Annotated in this window: 23 protein-coding genes; 7 read left to right on the top strand and 16 right to left on the bottom strand. The window is 61.7% G+C overall.

Going from position 1 to position 23,757, the window contains the following annotated elements:
• Positions 1-79 precede the first annotated feature (79 nt).
• Positions 80-1,222, bottom strand: a complete 1,143-nt coding sequence (locus FJ978_RS29935; protein ID WP_140576332.1) for a porin — start codon at positions 1,220-1,222, stop codon at positions 80-82.
• Positions 1,223-1,963: 741 nt separating this feature from the next.
• Here FJ978_RS29935 and FJ978_RS29930 point away from each other — a divergent pair.
• Positions 1,964-2,767 (top strand): type II CAAX endopeptidase family protein, encoded by an 804-nt coding sequence (locus FJ978_RS29930; RefSeq protein ID WP_013896372.1) that lies wholly within the window; start codon positions 1,964-1,966, stop codon positions 2,765-2,767.
• Between the two features lie 127 nt (positions 2,768-2,894).
• Positions 2,895-4,400: a winged helix-turn-helix domain-containing protein gene (locus FJ978_RS29925; RefSeq protein WP_140576330.1), complete on the top strand. Its 1,506-nt coding sequence runs from the start codon at positions 2,895-2,897 to the stop codon at positions 4,398-4,400.
• A gap of 74 nt (positions 4,401-4,474) precedes the next feature.
• Here the strand turns inward: FJ978_RS29925 and era are convergent, their stop codons facing one another.
• The 9 genes from era to rpoZ form a co-directional block, all read right to left on the bottom strand.
• Complete coding sequence (gene era, locus FJ978_RS29920) at positions 4,475-5,407, bottom strand: GTPase Era (RefSeq protein ID WP_140576328.1); 933 nt, start codon at positions 5,405-5,407, stop codon at positions 4,475-4,477.
• Positions 5,392-6,105, bottom strand: a complete 714-nt coding sequence (gene rnc, locus FJ978_RS29915; RefSeq protein ID WP_140576327.1) for a ribonuclease III — start codon at positions 6,103-6,105, stop codon at positions 5,392-5,394. Before rnc ends, era begins: the two co-directional genes overlap by 16 nt.
• Before the next feature lie 2 nt (positions 6,106-6,107).
• Positions 6,108-6,857 carry a signal peptidase I gene (gene lepB / locus FJ978_RS29910; protein WP_140576325.1) on the bottom strand — a complete coding sequence of 250 codons (750 nt, stop codon included), beginning with the start codon at positions 6,855-6,857 and terminating at the stop codon, positions 6,108-6,110.
• A gap of 78 nt (positions 6,858-6,935) precedes the next feature.
• Positions 6,936-7,349 (bottom strand): holo-ACP synthase, encoded by a 414-nt coding sequence (gene acpS / locus FJ978_RS29905; protein WP_140576323.1) that lies wholly within the window; start codon positions 7,347-7,349, stop codon positions 6,936-6,938.
• Positions 7,346-7,945, bottom strand: a complete 600-nt coding sequence (locus tag FJ978_RS29900; protein ID WP_023768482.1) for a DUF2062 domain-containing protein — start codon at positions 7,943-7,945, stop codon at positions 7,346-7,348. Before FJ978_RS29900 ends, acpS begins: the two co-directional genes overlap by 4 nt.
• A gap of 264 nt (positions 7,946-8,209) precedes the next feature.
• Complete coding sequence (locus tag FJ978_RS29895; protein ID WP_140576321.1) at positions 8,210-8,611, bottom strand: VOC family protein; 402 nt, start codon at positions 8,609-8,611, stop codon at positions 8,210-8,212.
• Between the two features lie 45 nt (positions 8,612-8,656).
• Positions 8,657-9,235 (bottom strand): orotate phosphoribosyltransferase, encoded by a 579-nt coding sequence (pyrE, locus tag FJ978_RS29890; protein ID WP_140576320.1) that lies wholly within the window; start codon positions 9,233-9,235, stop codon positions 8,657-8,659.
• Between the two features lie 84 nt (positions 9,236-9,319).
• A complete protein-coding gene (locus FJ978_RS29885) occupies positions 9,320-11,548 on the bottom strand; it encodes a bifunctional (p)ppGpp synthetase/guanosine-3',5'-bis(diphosphate) 3'-pyrophosphohydrolase (RefSeq protein WP_013896381.1) in 2,229 nt (742 codons plus the stop codon).
• A gap of 133 nt (positions 11,549-11,681) precedes the next feature.
• Positions 11,682-12,083, bottom strand: a complete 402-nt coding sequence (gene rpoZ, locus FJ978_RS29880; protein WP_013896382.1) for a DNA-directed RNA polymerase subunit omega — start codon at positions 12,081-12,083, stop codon at positions 11,682-11,684.
• A gap of 336 nt (positions 12,084-12,419) precedes the next feature.
• Between rpoZ and FJ978_RS29875 the strand changes: the two genes are divergently transcribed.
• Together FJ978_RS29875 and FJ978_RS29870 are read left to right on the top strand one after the other, a co-directional pair.
• Entirely contained in the window at positions 12,420-13,001 is a 582-nt protein-coding gene (locus FJ978_RS29875) for an NYN domain-containing protein (RefSeq protein ID WP_013896383.1), read from the top strand.
• An 11-nt stretch (positions 13,002-13,012) separates the two neighbouring features.
• Positions 13,013-13,669: a uracil-DNA glycosylase gene (locus tag FJ978_RS29870; RefSeq protein WP_140576318.1), complete on the top strand. Its 657-nt coding sequence runs from the start codon at positions 13,013-13,015 to the stop codon at positions 13,667-13,669.
• Between the two features lie 33 nt (positions 13,670-13,702).
• Here the strand turns inward: FJ978_RS29870 and FJ978_RS29865 are convergent, their stop codons facing one another.
• Positions 13,703-14,176 carry an Lrp/AsnC ligand binding domain-containing protein gene (locus tag FJ978_RS29865; RefSeq protein WP_140576316.1) on the bottom strand — a complete coding sequence of 158 codons (474 nt, stop codon included), beginning with the start codon at positions 14,174-14,176 and terminating at the stop codon, positions 13,703-13,705.
• Positions 14,177-14,316: 140 nt separating this feature from the next.
• Here FJ978_RS29865 and FJ978_RS29860 point away from each other — a divergent pair, with 140 nt between their 5' ends.
• Positions 14,317-15,207 carry a DMT family transporter gene (locus FJ978_RS29860; protein ID WP_246678229.1) on the top strand — a complete coding sequence of 297 codons (891 nt, stop codon included), beginning with the start codon at positions 14,317-14,319 and terminating at the stop codon, positions 15,205-15,207.
• An 88-nt stretch (positions 15,208-15,295) separates the two neighbouring features.
• Here FJ978_RS29860 and FJ978_RS29855 read toward each other — a convergent pair whose 3' ends face one another.
• The 3 genes from FJ978_RS29855 to dapA all read right to left on the bottom strand — a co-directional run bounded on the left by FJ978_RS29855 (position 15,296) and on the right by dapA (position 17,706).
• A complete protein-coding gene (locus tag FJ978_RS29855; RefSeq protein ID WP_140576313.1) occupies positions 15,296-16,006 on the bottom strand; it encodes a GH25 family lysozyme in 711 nt (236 codons plus the stop codon).
• A gap of 88 nt (positions 16,007-16,094) precedes the next feature.
• Positions 16,095-16,574, bottom strand: a complete 480-nt coding sequence (gene smpB / locus FJ978_RS29850; protein ID WP_013896388.1) for an SsrA-binding protein SmpB — start codon at positions 16,572-16,574, stop codon at positions 16,095-16,097.
• A gap of 250 nt (positions 16,575-16,824) precedes the next feature.
• Positions 16,825-17,706: a 4-hydroxy-tetrahydrodipicolinate synthase gene (gene dapA / locus FJ978_RS29845; protein ID WP_140576311.1), complete on the bottom strand. Its 882-nt coding sequence runs from the start codon at positions 17,704-17,706 to the stop codon at positions 16,825-16,827.
• Positions 17,707-18,007: 301 nt separating this feature from the next.
• Between dapA and FJ978_RS29840 the strand changes: the two genes are divergently transcribed.
• Together FJ978_RS29840 and FJ978_RS29835 are read left to right on the top strand one after the other, a co-directional pair.
• Positions 18,008-20,068, top strand: coding sequence for a lytic transglycosylase domain-containing protein (locus tag FJ978_RS29840; RefSeq protein ID WP_140576309.1), 2,061 nt, complete (start codon positions 18,008-18,010; stop codon positions 20,066-20,068).
• A 232-nt stretch (positions 20,069-20,300) separates the two neighbouring features.
• Positions 20,301-21,206 carry an alpha/beta hydrolase gene (locus FJ978_RS29835; RefSeq protein WP_140576307.1) on the top strand — a complete coding sequence of 302 codons (906 nt, stop codon included), beginning with the start codon at positions 20,301-20,303 and terminating at the stop codon, positions 21,204-21,206.
• Between the two features lie 64 nt (positions 21,207-21,270).
• Here the strand turns inward: FJ978_RS29835 and FJ978_RS29830 are convergent, their stop codons facing one another.
• On the bottom strand, positions 21,271-22,395 hold the full coding sequence (locus tag FJ978_RS29830; RefSeq protein ID WP_246678230.1) for a site-specific integrase: 1,125 nt from the start codon (positions 22,393-22,395) through the stop codon (positions 21,271-21,273).
• A gap of 241 nt (positions 22,396-22,636) precedes the next feature.
• Positions 22,637-23,740 carry a porin gene (locus tag FJ978_RS29825; protein ID WP_140576303.1) on the bottom strand — a complete coding sequence of 368 codons (1,104 nt, stop codon included), beginning with the start codon at positions 23,738-23,740 and terminating at the stop codon, positions 22,637-22,639.
• Positions 23,741-23,757 lie beyond the last annotated feature (17 nt).

The raw sequence follows: 23,757 nt of genomic DNA, 5'->3' as shown, positions 1-23,757 counted from the left end.
GGGACCGACTCTTGCAACAGCACATAAAAAACCGCCCGCAGCAAATGCTGCGGACGGCCTGGTAAGGTCAGTCGATCGATTAGAAATTGCGCTGGAAGCGGACGATACCGCCAACGCTGTCCTTCTTGTCGGCCTTGGACCAGTTGCCGTAGAGGGAGGGATTGCCGTAATTGCCGTAGTGATCCCAGTCGACTTCGGTCGTGACCGTGAAGCCCGGGACGATGGTGTAGGCGACGTTTGCGGCAAGAGCGTAGTTCTTGTCGTCGTCAGCCGAAGCCTGGACGTTGAACGCGGTCTTCTCGTTGAACTTGTAGGTGCCGCCACCCCAGACAGCCCAGTTGCCACCCCAGGGCTTGTATTGGGTGCGGCCGCTTGGAGCCCAGACGTCGCTGTTGTCTGTCGTGCCGTAGCCGCCCATGACGAACAGCGACAGTTCCTTGGTGACGTTGACGTCCAAACGAACCTTGCCGGCCACTTCCTCGTAGTTGCTGTCATAGGCGACGACGCCGGTGATCGCACCCCAATCGGCCTTGTACTTCAAGCCGCCGACGACGTGCGGAACATAGCTGTCGATCGTGTTGACGCCAGTGCCTTCTTCGAGCGAGATCACACCCGTGAAGCCGCTGCCAGCGTCGAAGTAGTACTGGACAACGTTGGTGTCCTTGATGCCATACGGGATAATCGTGTCCTGGATGACGTTGCCGGCATAACCGATGAACTGGTCGTATGCCGTTTCATCCTTGCCGACGCGCAGGCCACCGAGCTGGATCCAGGCGAAGTTGAGAGTGGTGGTCTTGTTGCCAGCTTGCCAGCCAGTGCCGTCACCTGAATAGTCGCCGGAGGAGTTGCCGAACTGGAAGCGAGTCTCGGTAAAAGTCTTCAACGTGCCGAGCTCGGTTTCCTGGCCGGTATAAGTCCTCAACGTGAAACGCATGTTCTTATAGTAGGTGTCGTGCCTATCGCCGTCCATGTGATCGGCAACGTTATTGACGCCATCCAGCGTACCTGAATCGCCGACGCCCATGTCGTAGCGGAGATAGCCGCCGATGCGCAGGCAGGTCTCGGTGCCCGGGATATAGAAGTAGCCGGCGCCGTAGACGTCGCAGATCTTGACGTATTCGGCCGGTTCCGGCTCGGCGACGACGACAGCGTCCGCGGCGCGCGCGCCGGATACCGCGATCAGTGCCGCGGCTGAGCCGAGAAGGAGGCTCTTGATGTTCATTTTCTGACCTCTCCAGTCAAAGTTAAAATGGCTTCGGATTTGTGGCTGGCGGATATGTTTTCCCGCCTCATCCCCACAACGAAAAAGGCTCGCACCGCGTCCCCTTTTCGCGGCGAACATACCCATCAATCGTCCTCCTTCAATGACTGTTTCGGAAATAATGTTGATTCCGTGAACAGAATAATGTTGTGTTGCACAAATAACACTTGCCATTTTAGCAAATGGCACAATTGGAACAACGTCATATAATCAATATATACACGAATAATTTCCCGGCTAAATAGGTGTATACGCATGGTATCACTACAAAACGCTGGAACTCGCGAGGCCATACCTGTTCCAAATTACAAATACGCAGCTGTTTTTTTCCCGACGCATCGCCAGGCGACATTCGTCCCTTGGCAACGCCAACGGCCCTGGCATCTGCGGCGATACGGTCGGGAGGCCGTCCGGCAAGACTGTGAGATGGCGCCAATCGGGACGCGGTGCCCGGTAGCAGTCCGTGGCCGGCCTCCACATCGGCTCCGCCCCGGCTGCCGAGCAAAGGCCAGCCCTTCAGAAATATCGGAAATCTTTCAGAAACTGCTCGGGATTTTTGGCGGCACAAGAAGCAATAAGGGCAGGTCGGCCAGAGCGGTCGATCAACGGCCGGACACATTCGGCTCGTCTCCAGATGCAGGTCGACCGATCGGGCAGCCCGGCGACTTCTCCTGACCAATCTGCCCGTCGAGAGGACCTGACATGATTTCCCTCCTGAGCATGGTGCGAAGGCACCAGCTGACCACCTTCTTTTCACTGGCGCTTGGCCTGACCTGGCTGGGCTTCATCCCGTTCTGGCTGTCGAATGGCGACAGTATTCCCTGGTTTACGTTTGGCCCGATGGCCGCCGGCTTCATCGTCGCCTCTCTTTCCGGAGGTTGGACTTCAGTCAAGGCGATCCTCGCCTCGATGGTAAAGTGGCGGGTGCATCCGACATGGTACCTGGTGGCCTTCGGCCTGCCGTTCGCAACACAGCTGACTTCCATCATGATCAATCCGCTATTTGGCGCCGCAGCACCAGCCTGGGCTAATATTCCGGCGTTTTCCGAGATGGTGCCGATCATCGCGCTCTACGCCATCTTCAGCGGCCCGCTCGGAGAGGAGCCCGGTTGGCGGGGCTTTGCGACATCACGTCTGCTCGCCAGTCATTCGGCGCTGGCCGGCAGCCTGATCCTCGGCGTGATCTGGGCAGTCTGGCACTTTCCGCTTGGGCTGGTCGGCGACCTCAGCCTGTACGGCACGATCAATGTCTTGCTGGCTGCCGTGGTCTTCACATGGCTCTACCAGAATACCGGCAGCGTGCTTCTCGCCTTCATCATGCACTTCACCCACCAGAACAGCGTGCGCTTCCTGGGCCAGGTGTTCACGGGCGGCGACTACGTGCAGCAGCAATGGCTCGGTGTCGGCATTTGGGCAGTCATCGCGGTCATCATCGTCGCCCACTATGGCACGGAAAGTTTCGTGCGCAGGCCAAAGACGCGGTTTGCCGTCGCCGGCACAGTCTAACGCAACGCAATTGTCGCGGCGCCCGAAGCCAGGCGCTGCGTCTTTCTGGCGATGAAAGTGCACTGGCCCTTGACCCAGCCCGCTCGCCGTAGGCCAATGCCGGCATGGCTTCAGGAGCGGGCCTTTGATGGCGGTCTCGGCCACCGGTCAGGTTTTTCAATTCGGCGGTTTTACGCTCGATCTGGGCAAAGGCACGCTCAGCCGTGCCGACCAGCCGGCCTTCCTGCGCCCGAAAGCCTACGCGTTGCTGACCCACCTTGCCTGCCACATCGGCCGCGTGGTGCCGAAATCGGAGCTGATGGATACGGTCTGGCCTGGAGTTTTCGTCACCGAGGATTCGCTGACGCAGTCGGTGCGCGAAATTCGTAAGGTGCTGGGCGAGGAACGGGTGCGGACGGTGTCGAAACGCGGCTACATGTTGGTGCCGGAGACGGAAGCAGTACCCGAATCCGGCGCACAGCCAATCGTGGCGGTGCTGAGATTTCGCAACGACGGCGCGGATCCAGCCAATCAGGAGATTGTCGACGGTTTTGCAGAAGACATCATCAATGGCCTTGCCCGCTTCGGCACGGTGACAGTGCTGGCGCGCAATTCGAGCTTTTCGTTCGCCTCCCATTCGCCCGCCGAGTGGCCAGCCATCCGCTCGCGAATCGGCGCCGATTATCTCGTTGAAGGCTCGGTGCGGCGACAAGCGGAGCGCATCATCGCCGCGGTCAGTCTGATCGATGCCGCCAATTCAGCGCAGCTCTGGGGCGATCGCTACCAGGCCGAGGCTGCCGGGCTGTTCACGATCCAGCAGGACATCGTCGAGCAGATCGTCGGTCGGCTGGTGGTCAAGGTCAGCAATGCCGGACTGACGCGCGCCTCGCGGCGGCCGGTGACCAGCCTCGCCTCCTATGAGTTGGTATTGCGCGGCGTCGCCTTGATGCGCGACCCGGCGCAAAGCGACCTGAAGGCAGCTGCGGCACTGTTCGAGGCGGCGATCTCGAAGGATCCTTCCTATGGCCTCGCCCACACGTATTTGGCGCTGTCCTATGTGCTGAACAGCGAATTCGGACCCACCAGCAGTTCCATGCTGGCAAAAGCCCGCGATCTTGCGGAAAGGGGTATCGCGCTGTCTCCCGACCAGGCGACGGCGCACCGCATTCAGTCGCTGGTCCGGCTCAGCATGCGCGACCATCAGGCCGCCGAGCATCATTTGCAGATCGCGCTCGAGCTTAATCCTGGCGACGCCGAATGCATCGAGCAGATGGGCCATCTTCTGACGATGCGCGGCCGACCGCTCGAGGCGCTCAGCTGGCTGGCGCGCGCCATCAGGATCGACCCGCTCAATCCTCACTGGTACCAATACGATCGATCGCTGGCGCTCTACATGCTGGGCGAATACCGGCCGGCCGCGGAGGCATTGGAACTTGCGACGCGGCCAACGCCGTGGATCCGCACGCGCCTGGCCGCCTGCTATGCGCAACTCGGCAACATGGAGGCGGCAACACGCCAGGCGGCGTTGATCAATGCCGGTGGCTTCGATTTTTCGCCGGTCGACTATGCGACAACAGTGGTCCCGTTCGAAAACGCCGTCGACGCGGAGCATCTTGTCAATGGCGTATTGCTGGCGCTGGGACGGCGACGTTAGATCCGGTGCCGTTACCTCACAGCTTATATGGCGTGGCGACCAACCAGCTGACGAGTGCTGTGTCGATTTCGACCTTAATGCGGGAACTCCAGTCCCATCTCGCGGTAGCGCTCGGGATCGTCGCCCCAGTTTTCGCGCACCTTGACGAACAGGAAGAGGTGCACCTTCTGCTCGAGAATGCCCGCGATTTCCATGCGCGCCGCCTGGCCGATGGCGCGGATGGTCTCGCCCTTGTGGCCGAGCACGATCTTCTTCTGGCTGTCGCGCTCGACATAGATGGTCTGGTCGATGCGCACCGAGCCGTCCGGCTTCTCTTCCCATTTCTCGGTCTCGATATGGGAGGAATAGGGCAATTCTTGATGCAGCCGCAGATACAGTTTTTCGCGCGTGATCTCAGCCGCGAGCTGGCGCATCGGCAGGTCCGAAATCTGGTCTTCCGGATAGTACCAGGGGCCGGCCGGCAGCGCCTGCGCCAGATAGTCGAGCAGGTCCTTGCAGCCGGAACCGGTCAGCGCCGAGACCATGAAGGTGCGCTTGAACGGCACTTTCTCGTTCGCCGCCGCGGACAGGGCCAGAAGCGTCTCGTGCTTGACCCGGTCGACCTTGTTGAGGATCAGCGCCATCGGCTGGCGCACGTCCTTCAGCCGTTCGAGGATGGCATCGGCATCGCCCCGGATGCCGCGCTCGGCATCGATCAGCAGCAAGACGATGTCGGCGTCCTTGGCACCGCCCCAGGCGGTGGTGACCATTGCCGTGTCGAGCCGCCGCTTGGGCTTGAAGATGCCGGGCGTGTCGACGAAGACGATCTGCGCATTGTCATGCGTGGCGATGCCGCGCACGATGGCGCGTGTCGTCTGCACCTTGTGGGTGACGATCGACACCTTGGCGCCGACCAACTGGTTGACGAGCGTCGACTTGCCAGCATTGGGCGCGCCGATCAGCGCGACAAAACCGGAGTGCGTGGCGGGGGGTTCAGCAGTTTCGATATCGGTCATGCCGCGTTCCATACACCTTCGCGCAGCAGAAGGGCAGCCGCGGCCGCCTGCTCCGCCTCGCGCTTGGAACGGCCGCTGCCGACTGCCGGCTGAAACGTGCCGACCCTGACGCTGACCGTAAACAGCGGGTCGTGGTCCGGCCCCTCGCGGCTGTCGATCTGGTAGGCAGGAACCGCACTCGCGGCCTGATGCGCCCATTCCTGCAATTCGGTCTTGGCGTCGCGGCGCGCCGCGCCCGAAGCCTGCGAACGCGGCAGCCAATATTTGTGGATGAAAGCCCGCGCCGCCTCCAGCCCACCGTCGAGATAGAGCACGGCGATCAGCGATTCCAAGGCGTCGGCGCGCAGATTGACGCGCTTGCGCCCATCGAGCCCGCGTATATCCGATCCGGCGCGGATCAAGTCCGGCAGCCCGATATGTTCAGCAATGTCCGAAAGCGCCTCGGCGTTGACCAGCGCGTTGAGCCGCAGCGACAGCTCGCCTTCCGCCGCATCGGGAAACGCGGCCAGCAGCATGTCGGCGACGACCAGGCCGAGAACGCGGTCGCCGAGAAACTCGAAGCGCTCGTAATCGGTGCCGGCATTGGCGCCACGGGCACTGGCATGGGTGAGCGCGCGCTGCAGGCGCTGGCGGTCGGCAAAGGCATGGCCCGTGCGTTCCACAAGCGCTTCGGCGAGCGCATCGGCGGTCAGGCGTTTTGCCGCTGCCATCCCTAATTGACGAAGTGGAACAGGCGCGACGCGCGCATCAGCGACGGCCATTTCCAGATTTCGAGTGGGCTTGCCTTGCCGGCGATCGAGAAGAAAACGAGATTGGCGCGGCCAACCAGGTTTTCCGCCGGAACATAGCCGACCGTGAAACGACTGTCGGCGGAGTTGTCCCGGTTGTCGCCCATCATGAAATAATGGCCGGGCGGCACATCGAATTCGCGGGTGTTGTCGCCGATCGAATTCGGCGACAGGTCCAGCGTGTCGTAGCTGACACCATTAGGCAGGGTCTCACGATAGACGTCGATCGGATAGTCCTTTTCCGTGACGTCGGGATTATCGATCTGGCCGGTCTTCACACGCGGCACGCCCACGCCATTGATGAACAACTGGCCGTCCTTCATCTGGATCTTGTCGCCGGGCAGGCCGACCACGCGTTTGATATAGTCGACGGAAGGGTCCGGCGGGAACTTGAACACCACGACATCGCCGCGCTTGGGCTCGGAGCCCCAGATGCGGCCCGAAAAGATATCGGGGCCGAAAGGCAGCGAATAGCGCGAGTAGCCGTAGGACCATTTGGTGACGAACAGATAGTCGCCTTCCAGGAGCGTCGGTCGCATCGATCCCGACGGGATCGAAAAGGGCTGGAACAAGAGCGTGCGGATGACCAGGGCGAGCAAAAGCGCCTGGACGACGACGCTGACGGTTTCGCCAAGCCCGCCGGATTTCTTCTGGGATTTTTCAGCCACGCTCATGTCGTCCTCGATTGTGCGTTGGATGGTATAGAGTCTCGGCGCGCGCTGGGCAACGTCAATGCCCGTCGTCAGAGGCAATCAATGTGGCGCTTCTTCGACGGGCAACGCCTCGATGATCACAAAGGCTTGAGCGAGCGGGAAATCATCCGTGATGGTGAGGTGGATCGCCGCGCGATGTCCCCGGGGCAGGATCTTTTCCAGGCGCGCCAGTGCGCCGCCAGTCAGCGCCATCGTCGGCGCCCCGCTGGGCAGGTTGACGACACCCATGTCGCGCCAGAAGACGCCTTGCGCCAGACCCGTTCCCAAGGCCTTGGCGCAAGCCTCCTTGGCGGCGAAACGCTTGGCGTAGGAGGCCGCGCGGGCGCGCCGGTTTTCCGAACGCGCCTGTTCGACCTCGGTGTAGATTCTCCGGATGAAGCGCTGGCCGTGGCGCTCCAGCGACTTCTCGATGCGCCTGATATCGATCAGGTCACTGCCGATGCCAATGATCATCGTGCGGCGGAGCCGATGCTTCCCGTGGGATGCGACGATTGGCCGTGACGGCGTGCACGCTCGGCAAGGCGCTTGCGACGCTGTTCGCGGAAAGCGTTCATGCCCCAGCGCGTGATGCCGTAGAACAAGAGGCCAAACACCAGCCCGAGCGGCACGGCGCCGATCAGCATGGGTTCCAGCACGGGGTGCCACAGCTTCGCAAACGAAAGCGTATGCATCATGTCGCCCAGTTGCGCGGGCGGTCCGTGCTTGGGCAGGCGCTCATGCAGGATCAGCTTGCCGGTTTCCCAGGACGCACCCCACAACAGTGGGAAGGTCAACGGATTGCCGAAGAAAACCGCGCCGAGGGCGGCTGCCACCAGATTGCCGGCGATCAGCCAGCACACGATAGCGGCAATGGCGAAATGGAAGCCCACCGGGAAAAACGATGCAAAGACGCCGGCGGCGACCCCGGCCGCCACAGCGTGCGGCGTGGCCTTCAGCCGCAGGATACGCTTGGAGAAATACTGGAGCGAGCGTGAAAACGAGCGGCGCGGCCACAGATAGGTACGCACCCGCTCGAGAAGACCATCCGGCTTGCGGCGACGAAAAAGCACTCTTTCCTATTCCCGGTAACGTACAGCTTACATACCGGCTGCTTCCAGCCCGGCTTCTACCGCCATATCTTGCGCTTTGCGGCCGCCTAAAGGCAATCGCGACTTTGATATAGCCATGCGCGCACCCGACAACAACCGAATGCCATCCGAACTGCGGCCATACAGCCAATAATCCTGGTAAGGTTCGCCTCCTCCAACACCGGACAATCACGGCGAATTTGAGAAGGGGCGTCGGCTTTTTGTCGCAGCCCAATGCTTGCGATCCTACCGCAGGTATTCGCTGACCTCGACAAGGTTGCCGTCGGGGTCGCGGAAATAGACCGACGTCATCGGGCCGCGGGCGCCGGTGCGTTCGACCGACCCCAGCTCCACCACCACATTGTTTGCCTCGAGACTGGCGATGACTTCGCCGAGCGGGCGATCGGTAACCAGGCAGAAATCGCCGGATCCGGCCGTCGGCAACCTAGCCTTCGGTGCGAAAGTGCGACCGATCTCGTGGACATTGATCTTCTGGTTGCCAAAAGCCAGCGCTGTCGGCTGGCCCGGCGTATCGATGCGCTCAAAACCCAGCACGCGCTGATAAAAGGCGCAGGTCGCGTCGAGTGACGCCACCGTCAACACGAAATGATCGATCCCGACGATCATCGACGATCTGTTTTCATCCATGTCATCCTCTCAAAACCGCCGCACACTTTTGGGCGACATGCACGGTCAGATGTTGCGGCTGCCGGGCTTGATTGCCGGTATGGCGGCAAGCTCCGGCGGCAGCCGGTCCGCGGGATAAGCCGGGACCTCATACTCGGCCAGCGCGATCAGCGGCACGCCGACATGGGTCTTGCCGGCCGAACGGTCGATGATGCAGGCGGCGGCGACCACTTCGGCGCCAAGCTCGCGCAGGCAGTCGATGGTTTCGCGGATCGACAGGCCGGTGGTGACGATGTCCTCGACAATGACGACACGCGCGCCGCGCGCGATCTCGAAGCGACGCAAGCGGAACTCGCCCCCTTCCCGCTCGACCCAGATCGCCGGCACGCCGAGATGGCGCGAGGTCTCGTAAGCCGGGATCAGGCCACCGATCGCCGGGCCGACGACATAGTCGATCGTGCCCGGCACCGCCGCGCGAATCTTTGTCGCAAGCGCCTTGCACAGCCGTTCGGTCTTGTCGGCGTGCATGAACACGCGCGCCTTCTGCAGGAAAATCGGGCTGCGCAAGCCGGACGTCAAGATGAAATGCCCCTCCAGAACAGCACCCGCCTCGCGGAAAATGCCCAGCACTTCATCGGTGTTCATTGTTCGCTCCAGTGAGTAGTGAGTAGTGAGTAATCAGTAGAGGGTAGAGGGTAGAGGGTAATGCACCTCCTTCACTACTCACTATCACCCATTCACACGCCGTGCATCGCTGACGCTCGAATTGTCCTTGAGCTGCGACAGCAGCCGGTTGAGATGCTTCAGATCCCAGACCTCGAGATCGATCAGCATTTCGGTGAAGTCGGGCGCCGTGCGCACCATGGACAGCGTATGGATGTTGGCGTCGTTGGAAGCAACGACCTGGGCGATGTCGGCGAGCGATCCCGGCGCGTTGATAGCGGTGACCGAGACACGCGCGGGAAACCGCTCCTTGGTGCGTTCGTCAATGTCCCAGCGCACGTCGATCCAGCGCTCGGGCTGGTCGTCGAAGGCCTGCAGCGCCGGCGACTGGATCGGATAGATGGTGATGCCGGTGCCCGGCTGGACGATGCCGACGATGCGGTCGCCAGGCACGGCGCCTTCCGGCGCGAAACGCACCGGAAGATCGCCGCGCACGCCGCGGATCGGAACTGCGCCGTCGCGCGGCTGGTCCTTGTCCTTGCGCGCGGCGCGGCCCGGTATCTGGAACAGCATGCCGGCGGCGTTGCGGATCTTCGACCAACCCTCCTCGCGCTGTTTGGGCGCTGCCGGCGTGACACGCTCGTCCTTGTAGTCGGGGAACACCGCCTTCATGACGTCGGTCGAGGCCAGTTCGCCGCGACCGACCGAGGCAAGGACATCCTCGATGTCCTTGCGCGCCAGCCTGTGCAGCACCGGCTTCAGGCTATCCTTGGTGAAAGTCTTGCCGGCCCGTTCGAAGGCCCGCTCCAGAATGCGCGCGCCAAGGCCCGAATACTGCTTGCGGATGGCGTTCTTGGTGGCCCGGCGGATGGCGGCACGCGCCTTGCCGGTGACCACGACCGATTCCCAGGCGGCAGGGGGCACCTGCGCCTTGGAGCGGATGATCTCGACCTCGTCGCCATTCTTCAGTTCCGTCATCAGCGGCATGATGCGGCCGTTGACCTTGGCACCGACGCAAGTGTCGCCGACATCGGTGTGCACCGCGTAGGCGAAATCGATGGGCGTGGCGCCGCGCGGCAACGCAATCAGCATGCCCTTCGGCGTGAAACAGAACACCTGGTCCTGGAACAGCTCCAGCTTGGTGTTTTCGAGGAAATCCTCGGGATTGTCGCCTTCGGCGAGTTGCTCGATGGTGCGCCGCAGCCAGGCATAGGCGTTGGTTTCCTTCGAGATCGCGGGGGCGGCACCGTTCACCTTGCCGCCGGTATCCTTGTAGATGGAATGGGCCGCGACGCCATATTCGGCGATCTTGTTCATCTCGCGGGTGCGGATCTGCAGTTCGACACGCTGGCGCGAAGGGCCGACGATGGTCGTGTGGATCGAGCGGTAGTCGTTCTGCTTCGGCGTCGAGATGTAATCCTTGAAGCGGCCGGGAACCATCGACCATGTGGTGTGGATGGCGCCGAGCGCGCGATAGCAATCCTCGACCGTATCGACGACGACGCGGAAGCCGAAAATGTCGGACAGCTGCTCGAAGGACAGGGCCTTGGCCTCCATCTTGCGGAACACCGACCACGGCTTTTTCTGGCGGCTTTTGACGCCGGCATTGATCGCATGCTTCTCGAACAGCGTAGACAGCGCCTTTTCAATGTCGGTCAGCACGCCCTTGTTGCGCTCGAATATCTCGGCAAGCCGCGCGGTGACGGCGCGGTAGGCTTCCGGATTGATGAAGCGGAAGGCGATCTCCTCCAACTCCTCGCGCATGCCTTGCATGCCCATGCGCCCGGCCAGCGGCGCATAGATGTCCATGGTCTCCTCGGCGATGCGCAGGCGCTTGGCCTCCGGCATATGGTCGAGGGTGCGCATGTTGTGCAGGCGGTCGGCGAGCTTGACCAAAAGCACGCGGACATCCTCCGAGATGGCCAGCAGCAGCTTGCGCAGGTTTTCCGCCTGCTCGGCCTTCTTGGAGACGAGGTCCAGCTTCTTAAGCTTGGTCAGGCCCTCGACCAGCTTGCCCATTTCCGGACCGAACAGATCGTCGATCTCGGCCCGCGTCGCCGTGGTGTCCTCGATGGTGTCATGCAGCAGGGCGACCGCGATGGTCGCCTCGTCCATGTGCATTTCGGTGAGGATCGCCGCAACTTCGAGCGGATGCGAAAAATAGGGATCGCCGGACGCGCGCTTCTGGTGGCCATGCTTCTGCATGGCATAGACGTAAGCCTTGTTGAGCAATGCCTCGTTGACGTCAGGCTTGTAGCGCTGGACGCGCTCGACAAGCTCATACTGACGCATCATGGGCGGAATCTCTCGGCGATGAAATGAATCATGCGCCGCACTGCTGTACGGCGCATGTCATAGATAACCACGAAACTGCCAGGACGGAAGTGCCGAAGATTATTCCAGCAACCCCCGGAACAGAAGCTCGCTCTTAGTAGTCGTCGCTCTTTTCCGGCGGCACCAAACCCTCGATGCCGGCCAGCAGGTCTTCCTCGGTCATCCGGTCGAACGTGACATTCTCCTCGGCGTCGTCGGTGTCGGCGGCCGCAACGGCACCACCGGTCTGGTCGGCGATCACTTCGCCATCGGCCTCGGGCTCATCGACCTCGACATGCTTCTGCAGCGAGTGGATCAGATCTTCCTTGAGATCGTCGGGCGACAGCGTCTCGTCGGCGATCTCGCGCAAGGCGATGACCGGGTTCTTGTCGTTGTCGCGCGGCACGGTGATCTGCGCGCCCTGGCTGATCTGGCGAGCGCGGTGGCCGGCAAGCAGCACCAGCTCGAAGCGGTTGTCGACCTTGTCGATGCAATCTTCAACGGTTACGCGGGCCATGGATTGCCCCTTTCATGCCTGGATTTGACGGAAAACAGGCGCGGTCCATAACCCGAACGCCGCCGAAATACAAGCTTCTTGGCAATCGCGGCGCTATTGGGCGCTCAATCCCCTGTCCAGACATTGGATTTGGCAAAGTCGCGGGATTTGGCAAAGTCGGGCCGCCCCCTTCGTTCGGCGATCACAATTGCTTGCAGTGCCCCATCACGCCTTGGATTGCCACCAAACTGGCGTTATCTCGGATGGACAAGGTCAGCCGGTTTATTATGAGCGTGACCGATAGTCGCTACCGCATTTCGTTTAGACGGCCCGCATTTTCGAAAAGGAATATTTTCCATGTTCGACCCTCGTGAAAAAATCGCCCTGTTCATCGACGGTGCCAATCTCTACGCCACGTCGCGGGCGCTCGGCTTCGACATCGACTATCGCAAGCTCTTGTCGAGCTTCCAGAAGCGCGGCTATCTCCTGCGCGCCTATTATTACACGGCGCTGGTGGAGGATCAGGAATACTCGTCGATCCGCCCCTTGATCGACTGGCTCGACTATAACGGCTTCAAGGTGGTCACCAAACCCGCCAAGGAATTCACGGACTCGACCGGCCGCCGCAAGATCAAGGGCAATATGGACATCGAGCTCACGGTCGACGCGCTGGAGCTCGCCGATGTCGTCGACCACTATGTCATCTTTTCCGGCGACGGCGACTTCCGCACGCTGGTCGAGGCGCTGCAGCGGCGTGGCCGCAAGGTGTCGATCGTCTCGACCATGGCCTCGCAGCCGCCGATGATATCGGACGACCTGCGCCGCCAGGCCGACCATTTCATCGACCTGGTGACGCTGAAGAACGAGGTCGGCCGCGATCCCTCGGAGAGGCCCGTGCGCCGGCCCGAGCCGGCCGAAGTCGACGAGGACGACTACTGAGGCCGGTCGCCTTGACGGCCCTTTCCGCTTCCGAGCCGGACCGCGACTGCCCGCTCTGTCCGCGGCTGCATGACTTCATCGCCGAGTGGCGGCAGCGCGAGCCGTCCTGGTTCAACGCGCCCGTACCGACTTTCTTGCCACCGGAAGGTGACGCCGCGGTTCGGTTGCTGATCGTCGGGCTGGCGCCCGGCCTGCGCGGCGCCAATCGCACCGGGCGTCCCTTCACCGGCGATTATGCCGGCGACCTGCTCTACTCGACGCTGATCGCGCACGGTTTTGCACGTGGCGAGTTCAAGGCCCGGCCCGATGACGGTCTGGAACTCGTCGGCACGGCGATCACCAATGCGGTGCGCTGCGTGCCGCCGGAGAACAAACCCGTGGGCGCCGAGATCGCCACTTGCCGGACGTTCCTGGTGCCGACGATCGCTCGCTTCCCCAATTTGCGCGCCGTGCTCGCACTGGGATCGATCGCCCATCAGTCGACGGTCCGCGCGCTGGGCGGGCGTGTCGCCGCCTACCCTTTCAAGCATGGCGGACAATTGCCGGCCGGCGGCATCACGCTGTTTTCCAGCTATCACTGCTCGCGCTACAACACCAATACGGGTGTGTTGACGGAAGCGATGTTCGTCAGGGTGTTCAGCGAGATCGCGACGTTCCTGGAGAATTGAGCTCACGGTGGGGCCGCAGGTCTTCGGACCGACTCACACCGGCAGCAGTGCATCCGGTTTCACGTCGCCGATCGAGGCATAGGTATGTGTCTCCTTCACTCCGGGAAGCGGCAGGATCACGCGCTTGAGAAAGTCCTGGTAGTCGGCCATCTCGGCAATGCGCGCCTTCACCAGATAGTCGAAGCCGCCGACGACCATATGGCATTCCAGAACCTCGGGCGCCTTGGCCACGGCTTCGGCGAAGCGGTCGAAGATATGCGGAGCCGTGTGATCGAGCCGCACCTCGATGAAGACAAGCGTGCCGCGGCCAATCTTTGCCGGATTGAGCACGGCCCTGACGGCGGTGATGAAACCATCGCGGAACAGGCGTTTCACCCGCTGGCTGGTGCCGGTCGGCGACAAGCCGACGCGCGCCGCCAGATCGAGCGTGGTGCGGCGTCCGTCTTCCTGCAGCAGCCGCAGCAGACTGCGATCGATAGCGTCGAGTTCGCCTGATTCAAGATTCACGTTCCAACTGGCCCATTTGCGCGAATTTCACTCAACTACCAGGAAATTAACATATTCAATCGCCGGTTTCCCCGCAATATCCTGCGCTTATGCCGCAACAGTCAAACTGTCCGGCGGTGATGTTTTATGGATGGCAGGACGTGGCGGAAAACACGGGAAAAGCGAGGCTGGCAATCATCGCCGGGCTGACCATGATCGGCATCTATGCCGTGCAATTCGTCGCCGCCCGCTTCAGCCTAAGGGAACATCTGACGGTGACCGACATGGCGACCCTGCGCTTTGCGGGTGCGGGTGCCGTCTTCCTGCCGATCATCTGGCGAAACGGCTTCCAACAGTTGAAGGCATTGGGTTGGCGGCGGGCGCTGATCTTGGCGGTGCTGGCCGGCTTGCCTTATCCGCTGATCATCAATTGGGGCCTGATTTATGCGCCTGCCGTCCATGGCGCGGCACTCTGCCCTGCCTCGATCGTGTTCTTCTCGTTCCTGCTGTCGCTTTTCCTGGAACGCGCTTCGCAGCGGCGGACCATCGGCGTCGCCACCATCATCGCCGGGCTGTTGCTGTTCATCGCGCCGGCGCGCGCCGGCAGCCATGAGGTTCTCCTCGGCGATCTCTTGTTCATAGGATCGGGCCTGATGTTCTCCGCCTATGCAACTCTTGTGCGGCAATGGCGCATCGATCCGGTCACGGCCACCGCGGCCGTCGTTTTTCTATCGTGCCTGCCGTTGCCGTTTCTCACGCTTTTCGCGCCGAGCGGCCTCCATGCCGCGGCAGGCGCGGAAATCGCCGGCCAGGTCATCATCCAGGGCCTTCTTGCAGGTGCGGCCGCCATGTTCCTCTACACCTACATCGTCGGCCAGATCGGGTCGCAGGCGGCATCGCTGTTCATGCCGGGAGTGCCGATCGCCACGGTGATGGTCAGCATGGCCGTGCTTGGCGAAACCCCGACGACCGTCCAGTTCGCGGCGATCGCGATCATGGCCGCGGGGATGGGGTTTTCAGCGACCGCGGGGCGTTCTGCCCAGCAAGCCTGACGGCGACGCCACCCCAATCGTCATTGAGTTCAATGACATGGACGGGCTTATGAAGAAACAGATTCGGGCGCCCCGATCGTTCAACACCTCAATGCGCGGATGCAAGCAGCGCCGCCAATCTCTCCTGCCCGCCCTGGAGAACGTTGAGGTCGACATCGCCCGCGATCCCGTCGATGCGGCCCCTGTTGTGAAACTGCCAATAGACCCAGTCGTGGCGATCCGGCTCCACGAGCAGCGAGCGAAGCCAAAGCGGACGAGCCGCGATCTGCCCGGCATAGGCTGCCTCGGCCTCATCCGTCAGATAGACGATCGCCGGCTTGCCGAACGCGGCCTCGACAGGTCCGAGGAAGGCCTGGAGTTCGGCATTCAACTGTTCGGGCGACGGGCGCTGCGGACAATTGCCGCCGAACTCGACGTCGACGACCGGCGGCAGCAAGGGCTGATCGCGTGGCACGACCGAGATGAAATTCTTCGCCTGATCGGCGCCGGGCCGGCAGAAGGTGAAGAAGTGATAGGCGCCGACGGCAAGGCCGGCAGCGCGAGCCTCCCGCAGATTGCGATCGAAGGCATCATCGACATGATCACCGCCCTCGGTTGCCTTGATGACGGCAAAGGCGACATCATCGGCGGCAACGCGCCGCCAGTCGATCTGGCCCTGATGATGGGAAACATCGATGCCCCTGAGCGGATATTTGCCGCGGTCGGGAGAATAGGTCTGAAAGTAGAGGAAGCCGCCGGCGACAATGAGGGTTGCAAGAACCAGGCTAACCGATCCCCAGAGGATGATCCGGTTCTTCAAGACTGTCTCCTCCGGTATCAGCTTGGCTCCACTGCTAGCACCTGAAGACCAAACGCTTGGCTTTTCCAGGGCTATCGCCCGATGTTTCTCACCCGCGCTCCTTCAAGAGCCGACCCTTTTCGCGCGACCAGTCGCGTTGTTTCTCGGTCTCGCGCTTGTCGTGCAGCTTCTTGCCGCGACCGACGGCAAGCAGCAGCTTGGCGCGGCCCTGGTCGTTGAAATAGATCTTCAGCGGCACCAGGGTCATGCCTTCGCGGTCGACACTCTGCGCCAGCTTTGCCATCTCGCGCTTGTTGAGCAGGAGTTTGCGGCGCCGCCTAGGCTCGTGGTTGAAGCGGTTGGCCTGCAAATATTCCGGCAGGTAGGAGTTGATCAGCCAGATCTCGCCGCCCTCGACCGAAGCGTAGCTGTCCTGGATGTTGGCCTGGCCCTGGCGCAGCGACTTGACCTCGGTGCCGGTCAGCACAAGGCCGGTCTCGATCGTGTCGAGCACCTCATAGGAAAACCGCGCCTTGCGGTTTTCCGCAACGGTCTTGTTGTTGGGATCGGCTTTTCTGACTTGGTTCATGACGCTTAGAGTCCGTTTCGAAACTCGCTCCTGCGAGTCGGATGATGGTGTCCCTAGAGCACCGCGCGTTCTTCAAACGCGCAAGGGACGCTCTAGAAGCCCGACTTTGCGCATGGTCCTTTCCGAAAGCGGAAGACGCTTTCGGGGCCATGCGCGGAACCGGAGCGGAGCGTACATATAGTACGTGAGCACCGGAAGCGCAGGTGACACCTTCAGGTGGCCGCAGGAGTAGAGTTTCCAAACGGGCTCGCTAATTAATCAAGCCGGCGTGCTTCATGGCCGCATCGATCTTTTCGGCTGTCGAAGGCTCGACCGTAACCAACGGCGAACGCAACACGTTCTCGACCTTGCCGAGCTTCGACAGCGCGTATTTGGCGCCGGAAACGCCGGGCTCGATGAAAATGGCCTTGTGCAGCGGCAACAGACGGTCCTGCAGCTCCAGCGCCTTGGCGCTGTCGCCGGACAGCGTCGCTTCCTGGAACTCGGCACAGAGCCGCGGCGCGACATTGGATGTCACCGAGATGCAGCCGATGCCGCCATGCGCGTTGAAGCCGAGCGCGGAGGCATCCTCGCCCGAAAGCTGGATGAAATCCTTGCCGCAAGTCATGCGCTGCTCGGAAACACGCTCGACCTTGCCGGTCGCATCCTTGACGCCGACGATGTTCTTGAAATCATGCGCCAGCCGTCCCATCGTCTCCGGCATCATGTCGATGACCGAGCGCGGCGGGATGTTGTAGATGATGATCGGCAGCTTGGTCGCCCTGGCGACGGCGGCGAAGTGCTCGTAGAGCCCGCGCTGCGTCGGCTTGTTGTAATAGGGCGTGACGACCAAAGCGGCATCGGCGCCGGCCTTCTCGGCATATTGCACGAGCCCAACAGCCTCTTCGGTGTTGTTGGAACCGGCGCCGGCGACGACCGGAGCGCGGCCCTTGGCCACCTCGATGCAGACCTTGACGACGTGGCGATGCTCGTCATGCGACAGCGTCGGCGACTCGCCCGTGGTGCCGACAGGGACCAGGCCCGCCGTACCCTCGCCGAGCTGCCATTCGACAAACGCGCGAAAGGCTTTCTCGTCGAAACGCCCGCTCTTTTCGAACGGTGTCACGAGCGCAGTAAGCGAGCCTCTCAGCATATCGTCCAACTCCTTGGGACTTCTTTGTTTGTGCATGTCGTTGTCCCAAACCCGGTAACCACTTTTGGGCGACATGCATCGGTGTTTTGTCGATCGGTTTGTCGTGCGCGCCTTCTAGCCGAAAGCGAAGCGGCGCACCATAGTCTCGACATGGTTGCGCGGCAAGCATTGCCGTGGTGCCAGCAAGCGCAATTCGAACGGCCTCGATAAGCTTTTGTTTACGAGCCCTTCACGACCTAAGTTTAGGCTTCGAGGCATCTTCGCCTGCTGGTAAATGCCAGAGCAAGGAAAGACATAGATCATGCCGGCCAATCGGCCCCATTTCTTCGCGCTGCTTGGCGCCATTGCCGTGCTGGTGCCCGGCGTGGCGATCGGCGGCAGCGTCGATGTGCGGGTCACCTCGGCCATCCCCATGCCGGACGTGCAAAACCCGAACCTGCAAGACCCGAACCTGCAAGACAAGGCGCAGCAGGATCCCTCTCCCAGCGTCGCCCTGCTGAAAAGCGGGCTGGATGCACTGGCGGCCGGCGATATTCCCCGCGCTCGCGGCGTGCGTGACGCCCTGCCCGCTCACGCACTCGACCAGCACATCCTGGCCTGGGCAATCGCGCTTTATGGCGGCGACAAGGTTCCGAGCGGCGATATCGCGGCCGCCGCGAAGATGCTGCCCAACTGGCCGGGCACGGCTGCCCTGCGCAAGAACAGCGAGCGCGCTCTCTATCGCGAGAACCCCGCTCCCGACATCGTCGTCCGGGCGTTCGATGGCAGCCAGCCGCAGACATTCGAAGGCGTGATGGTTCTGGCCCGCGCCTATGTGGCATCCGGCGATACCAAGGCGGCGCGCTCGGTGCTGTCGCCGTTCTGGCGCACGGCAATCCTGGAAGCCAAGGACGAGACGGCGCTGATCAAGGAGTTCGGCGGCCTGATCCCCGCCGCCGACCATCGCTTTCGCATGGAGCGCATGTTTTATGCCGACCGGGTGAATTCCGCCCTCCGCGTCGCCGGCCTTGCCGGCGCCCAGCAGCTGGCGGACGCCTGGGCCGCCGCCGACAGGGGCGACAAGAACACGCCGAAACTGCTCAAGGCAGTGCCGGTGGCGCAGCGTTCGGCCGGTTATTTCTTCGCCCAGGCCGAATATTTGCGCAAGCAGGAGGATCTTGCCGGCGCCGCCGCCATTGTCATGAAGGCGCCGACGGACCGCGAGGCACTTGTCGATCCGGACGCCTGGTGGGTCGAGCGCCGGGTGCTGTCGCGTGAGTTGGTCGACCAGGGCGACATGAAGACGGCCTACCGGATCGTCGCCATGCATGCCGCCGAAAGTGCTGCCAATGCGGCGGAAGCCGAATTCCATGCCGGCTGGTATGCGTTGCGCGGCCTGAACGACCCCAAGCTCGCCGCAACGCATTTCACGCGCATCGCCGACCTTGCCCAGGGGCCGATGACCCTGTCGCGCGCTTATTACTGGCTCGGTCGTGCCGCGGAAGTCGGCGGCCCCGGCAATGCCAAGGATTATTTTGGGCGTGCGGCTGATTATGGCACGACATTTTACGGCCAGCTTGCCGCCGAACGTGTCGGCCGGCAGGCGCTGAACATCGTCTATCCGTCGCCAAGTGCGGCCGACCGGCAGAACTTTGCCGGCCGTGAAGCGGTGAGCGCCATCAAGCGCCTGCAGGAAGCAGGCTACGATCGCTATGCCGAAACGCTCTATCGCGATCTTGCCGGACAGTTGACCAGCCCCGGCGAACTGGCGCTGCTCGCTGTCCTTGCCGAGAAGCAGGACAACCATTTCATGGCGTTGAAGATCGGCAAGATCGCCGGCGCGCGCGGCATCGATGTCGGCGCGCTGTCGCATCCGCTCGGCGTCATTCCCGATTCGGCCAATATTTCCGGTTCGGGCAAGGCGCTGGCTTATGCGATCGCCCGCCAGGAAAGCGAATTCAACGTCGGCGCCGTCTCCAGCGCAGGAGCACGCGGGCTGCTGCAGCTGATGCCGGGAACTGCCAAGCAATTGGCGAAGAAGGCCGGATTGCAATTTTCGCAGACACGCTTGACCACCGATGCCGGCTACAACGCCACGCTTGGCTCGGCCTTCCTCGGCGAACAGCTCGACCGCTTCAACGGCTCCTATGTGCTGACCTTCGCCGGCTACAATGCCGGTCCGACCCGCGCCAGCCAGTGGGTGGCGAAATATGGTGACCCGCGCGGCAAGGATATCGATGCCGTGGTGGACTGGATCGAGCGGATTCCCTACACGGAAACAAGAAGTTACGTGCAGCGTGTGATGGAGAACTACGAGGTCTACAAGATGCGTATTTCCGGCAAATACGACATCGTTGGAGATCTGGTGAACGGACGGAGTTGAGGGCTTTCCTGTCCTTCTCCCCCTTGTGGGAGAAGGTGTCGCCGAAAGCGACGGATGAGGGGTGCTCCAGGTGACGCAAACGTCCCACTCCGCTGGAACACCCCTCATCCGTCTCGGCGCTGCGCGCCGATCCACCTTCTCCCGCAAGGGGAGAAGGAAAAGACCTTCTATTTGACCGCTCCTGCACTCATCTGTAGCAGTCGGAAACAAGCCGGCCAGGAGTCTTTTTCCGATGTCGAACCACGAAGGCTTTTTCGACTTCTTCTACGCCGCGCCGGATGGGCTGAGACTTCATGCGCGCGTCTATGGCGACGCAAATTCCGGACACTGGCCGGTCGTCTGCCTGCCTGGCCTGACCCGCAACGCGCGGGATTTTCACGAGCTGGCGCTGCGTCTGTCTACAGGACCCGATCCACGCAAGGTGGTTGCCTTCGACTATCGCGGACGCGGGCAGTCGGCCTACGATCCCGATCTCAGCCACTATAATGTCGGCACCGAGGCCGGTGACGTGCTTGCCGGGCTGGCAGCGCTCGGCATCGAGGAGGCCGCCTTCATCGGCACTTCGCGCGGCGGGCTGATCATTCATGTGCTCGGCGCCCTGCGGCCAGCCGCGCTGAAAGCCATTGTTCTCAATGACATCGGGCCCGTGATCGAGCCGGCAGGCCTTGCGCATATCCAGTCCTATCTCGAACGCGCGCCGAAGCCGAAGACCGTCGCCGAGGTAACGGATGCGCAGCGCAGCGTCCACGGCAAGGATTTCCCCCTGCTCACCGACGCCGACTGGGCCCGGATGGTAGGGGCGCTCTACCGCGAGACGGATCAAGGGCTGTTGCCGGATTTCGATCCGAAACTGGTCGACACGGTTGCCGGTCTCGACCTGTCTCAGCCATTGCCGGCGCTATGGCCGCAGTTCGATGCGTTGGCGGCGATCCCCTTGCTCGCCATACGCGGCGCCAATTCGAGATTGCTGTCGGTGGACACGCTGCGGCGGATGCGAGAGCGCCATCCGATGATGGATACGATCACGGCCGAGGGCCAGGGTCACGCCCCTTTCCTCGAAACAGGCAGCTTGCCCGACGACATCGTGGCTTTTCTCGCCTGTGCGGAAAGGCAGGAAGGCTCGAAGCAAGAAGCCTAGGATCAAATCTCGATCCCAGGCTTCTATTCTTGTTCGACTAGCCTACTATTCTTGTTCGACTGATCTACCGGGATTTTGTATTTCTTCGAGCCGTATTGGGCTGAGATTTCTCGTCCCCGGGTTCGTTCTTCTTTTCCTGCTTAAGTGCCTTTTCCCGCTTAAGTCCCTTTTCCCGCTTAAGTGGCTTTTCCCCCTTAAGTATTTGGGGGGCAGGTGGAGCGCTGACCGAATTGCGGTCGCCCGCCCCATTGCACCGAGGCGTCTCCAGCACGGTAACGCAGCCGTCGAGATCGTTGGTGGCCAGATGCGCGTAACGCATGGTCATCGACAGGGTCTGATGGCCGAGCCACATCTGCACGCGCCTGATGTCGATGCCGCCCTGGACAAGTCGCGAGGCGCAGGTGTGACGCAGGATGTGCGGCACGACCTGGTCGTCGGCGCCAAGTCCGACCTCGGCTTTCGCCTCGTTCCAGATGGAGCGGAACTGTGCCTGGCTGAATTTGGTGAACGGGCCTTTCGGCCGACGGCCTTCGGCCGGAGGCAGCTTGATCACCTCCTTGACCCGCTCGGTCATCGGGATGGTGCGGCTGCGGCCGGATTTGGTGATCCAGAAGGAGACGCGATGCTCCTGGATGTCGTTCCAGATCAGCCCCAGCGCCTCGCCGAGACGGCAGCCGCTATCGACCAGGAAGACGGAAAGCCTGTAGGCATCCTCGCTGCGGCTCTTGATGGCAGCGAATAGCCGCGCCTCTTCGTCCCTTTCCAGGAAACGAATCCGTCCCGCCCGTTCCTTCTGGCGACGGAACTCGGGCAGGCTGTGAATATCCCCCATCTTGTAAGCCTTGCGCAGCAGTTTGCTGAGGGCAGCCATCTTTCGATTGATGGTTGCGTTGCTGTTGCCGCGCTGGCGCAAGGTGCCGATAAGGTTGTCGAGGGTACTCTGGTCAAAGGCGCTGAAACGCTCCCCTAGGAGGATCTCGTCTATCTCGCCGATGAAGGAGCTGACATTGTATTTATGTCGCCCATCATCCCACAATATGTCCCGATAGGCTGAAAACAGCTCTCCAACCCTATGCGATTTTACTTCTCTGATCTTGTTGTATGTATAATTGAATTTCGAATTTTGAGAAGAAAAGACCGCAAAATGATCAGAGGGATATCCCTCTTGAATCGCCTCGTTTGTCATTATTAACCACACCCCCCGGAAGTGGCCAGGAGACACCTAGCCTACTTGAGAGTGTCCTTTCAAGAGTTTTTGTCCGACAAAACGACTTCATCCGCGAATTGCGAATCCCACGAAATCGTTCCGCAGACCCTGTTCAGCTACCGCTACCCCCCGTTTCCTTCTGTTTCCCAAGCCCAGTCACGAAACAAAAACAGCCCGGGCGTTGAAGCGCCCGGGCTGGATTTCACCTTTATGGTGCCAGCCCTTAGAAGTCGCGCTGGAAGCGGAGGACACCGCCGAAACCGTCGCTGCTGACGGCGCGATAGTCACTGGTGGCCTTGTTGATGTAATCAACTTCGCCGACGATCGTGAAGCCGGGCACGATATTGTAAGCGATATTCGCTGCCACGCCCAGGCTCTTGCCTTCATCATAGGAGACCTGCGCATTGAACGAGGTCTTCTCGTTGAACTTGTAGGTACCGCCGCCGAAGATGGCCCAGTTGCCTTCCCAGTTCTTGAAGGAATTGTGGACGACGTTGCTCTCCGAGCCGTAGTTGACCATGGCCCACAGCGACAGAGCGTCGGAGGCGTTCACGTCCACGCGAACCTTGCCGCCCCACTCTTCCCACACGCTGTCATAAACACCGGTCGCGCTGATCGCACCCCAGCCCTGCGTGTACTTCACGCCGCCGACGATGTGCGGAACATAGCTGTCGACCGTATTGCCACCGGCACCATCTTCGAGCGACACAACAGCCGAGAAGCCGTTGCCGGCATCGAAATAGTACTGGACCACGCCGGTATCGAAGTCGCCGCCATAACCGACGAGCGAGTCGTCGATGACGTTGCCGGCGTAGCCGCTGAACGTCACCCAGGCCGACTCGTCCTTACCAACGCGGAAACCGCCGAGCTGGACCCAAGCGAAGTTCAGAGAAACGCCAGTGCCGCCAGCGCTGACGAAGCCGCCAGCGTAATCTTGAGCCTTGGCGAGCCAGTCGAAACGGGTTTCGGTGTAGGTCTTCAACGTGCCGAGTTCGGTTTCCTGACCGGTCCAGGTCTTCAGCGCGAAGCGAGCATGCTTAGCGTAGGTATCGTTCGTGTTGAAGGTGCCATCCAGATTGTCCAGGCGGTCACGAACGTTCGTGGCGCCGTTAATGTCGCCCACGCCGATGTCGTAGCGGACGTAGCCGCCGATGCGCAGGCAGGTCTCGGTGCCGGGGATGTAGAAGTAGCCAGCGCCGTAGACGTCGCAAATCTTGACGTATTCAGCGGGTTCCGGCTCGGCGACGACGACGGCGTCGGCGGCGCGCGCACCGGAAACTGCGATCAGGGCCGCAGCGGAGCCGAGAAGAAGGCTCTTGATGTTCATTTTCTGACCTCCAGTCA

The sequence above is a fragment of the Mesorhizobium sp. B1-1-7 genome, assembly GCF_006442705.1.
Classification (GTDB): domain Bacteria; phylum Pseudomonadota; class Alphaproteobacteria; order Rhizobiales; family Rhizobiaceae; genus Mesorhizobium; species Mesorhizobium opportunistum.
The sequence above is the reverse complement of the archived record's forward strand: the minus strand, read 5'-3'. Positions and strand labels throughout refer to the sequence as shown.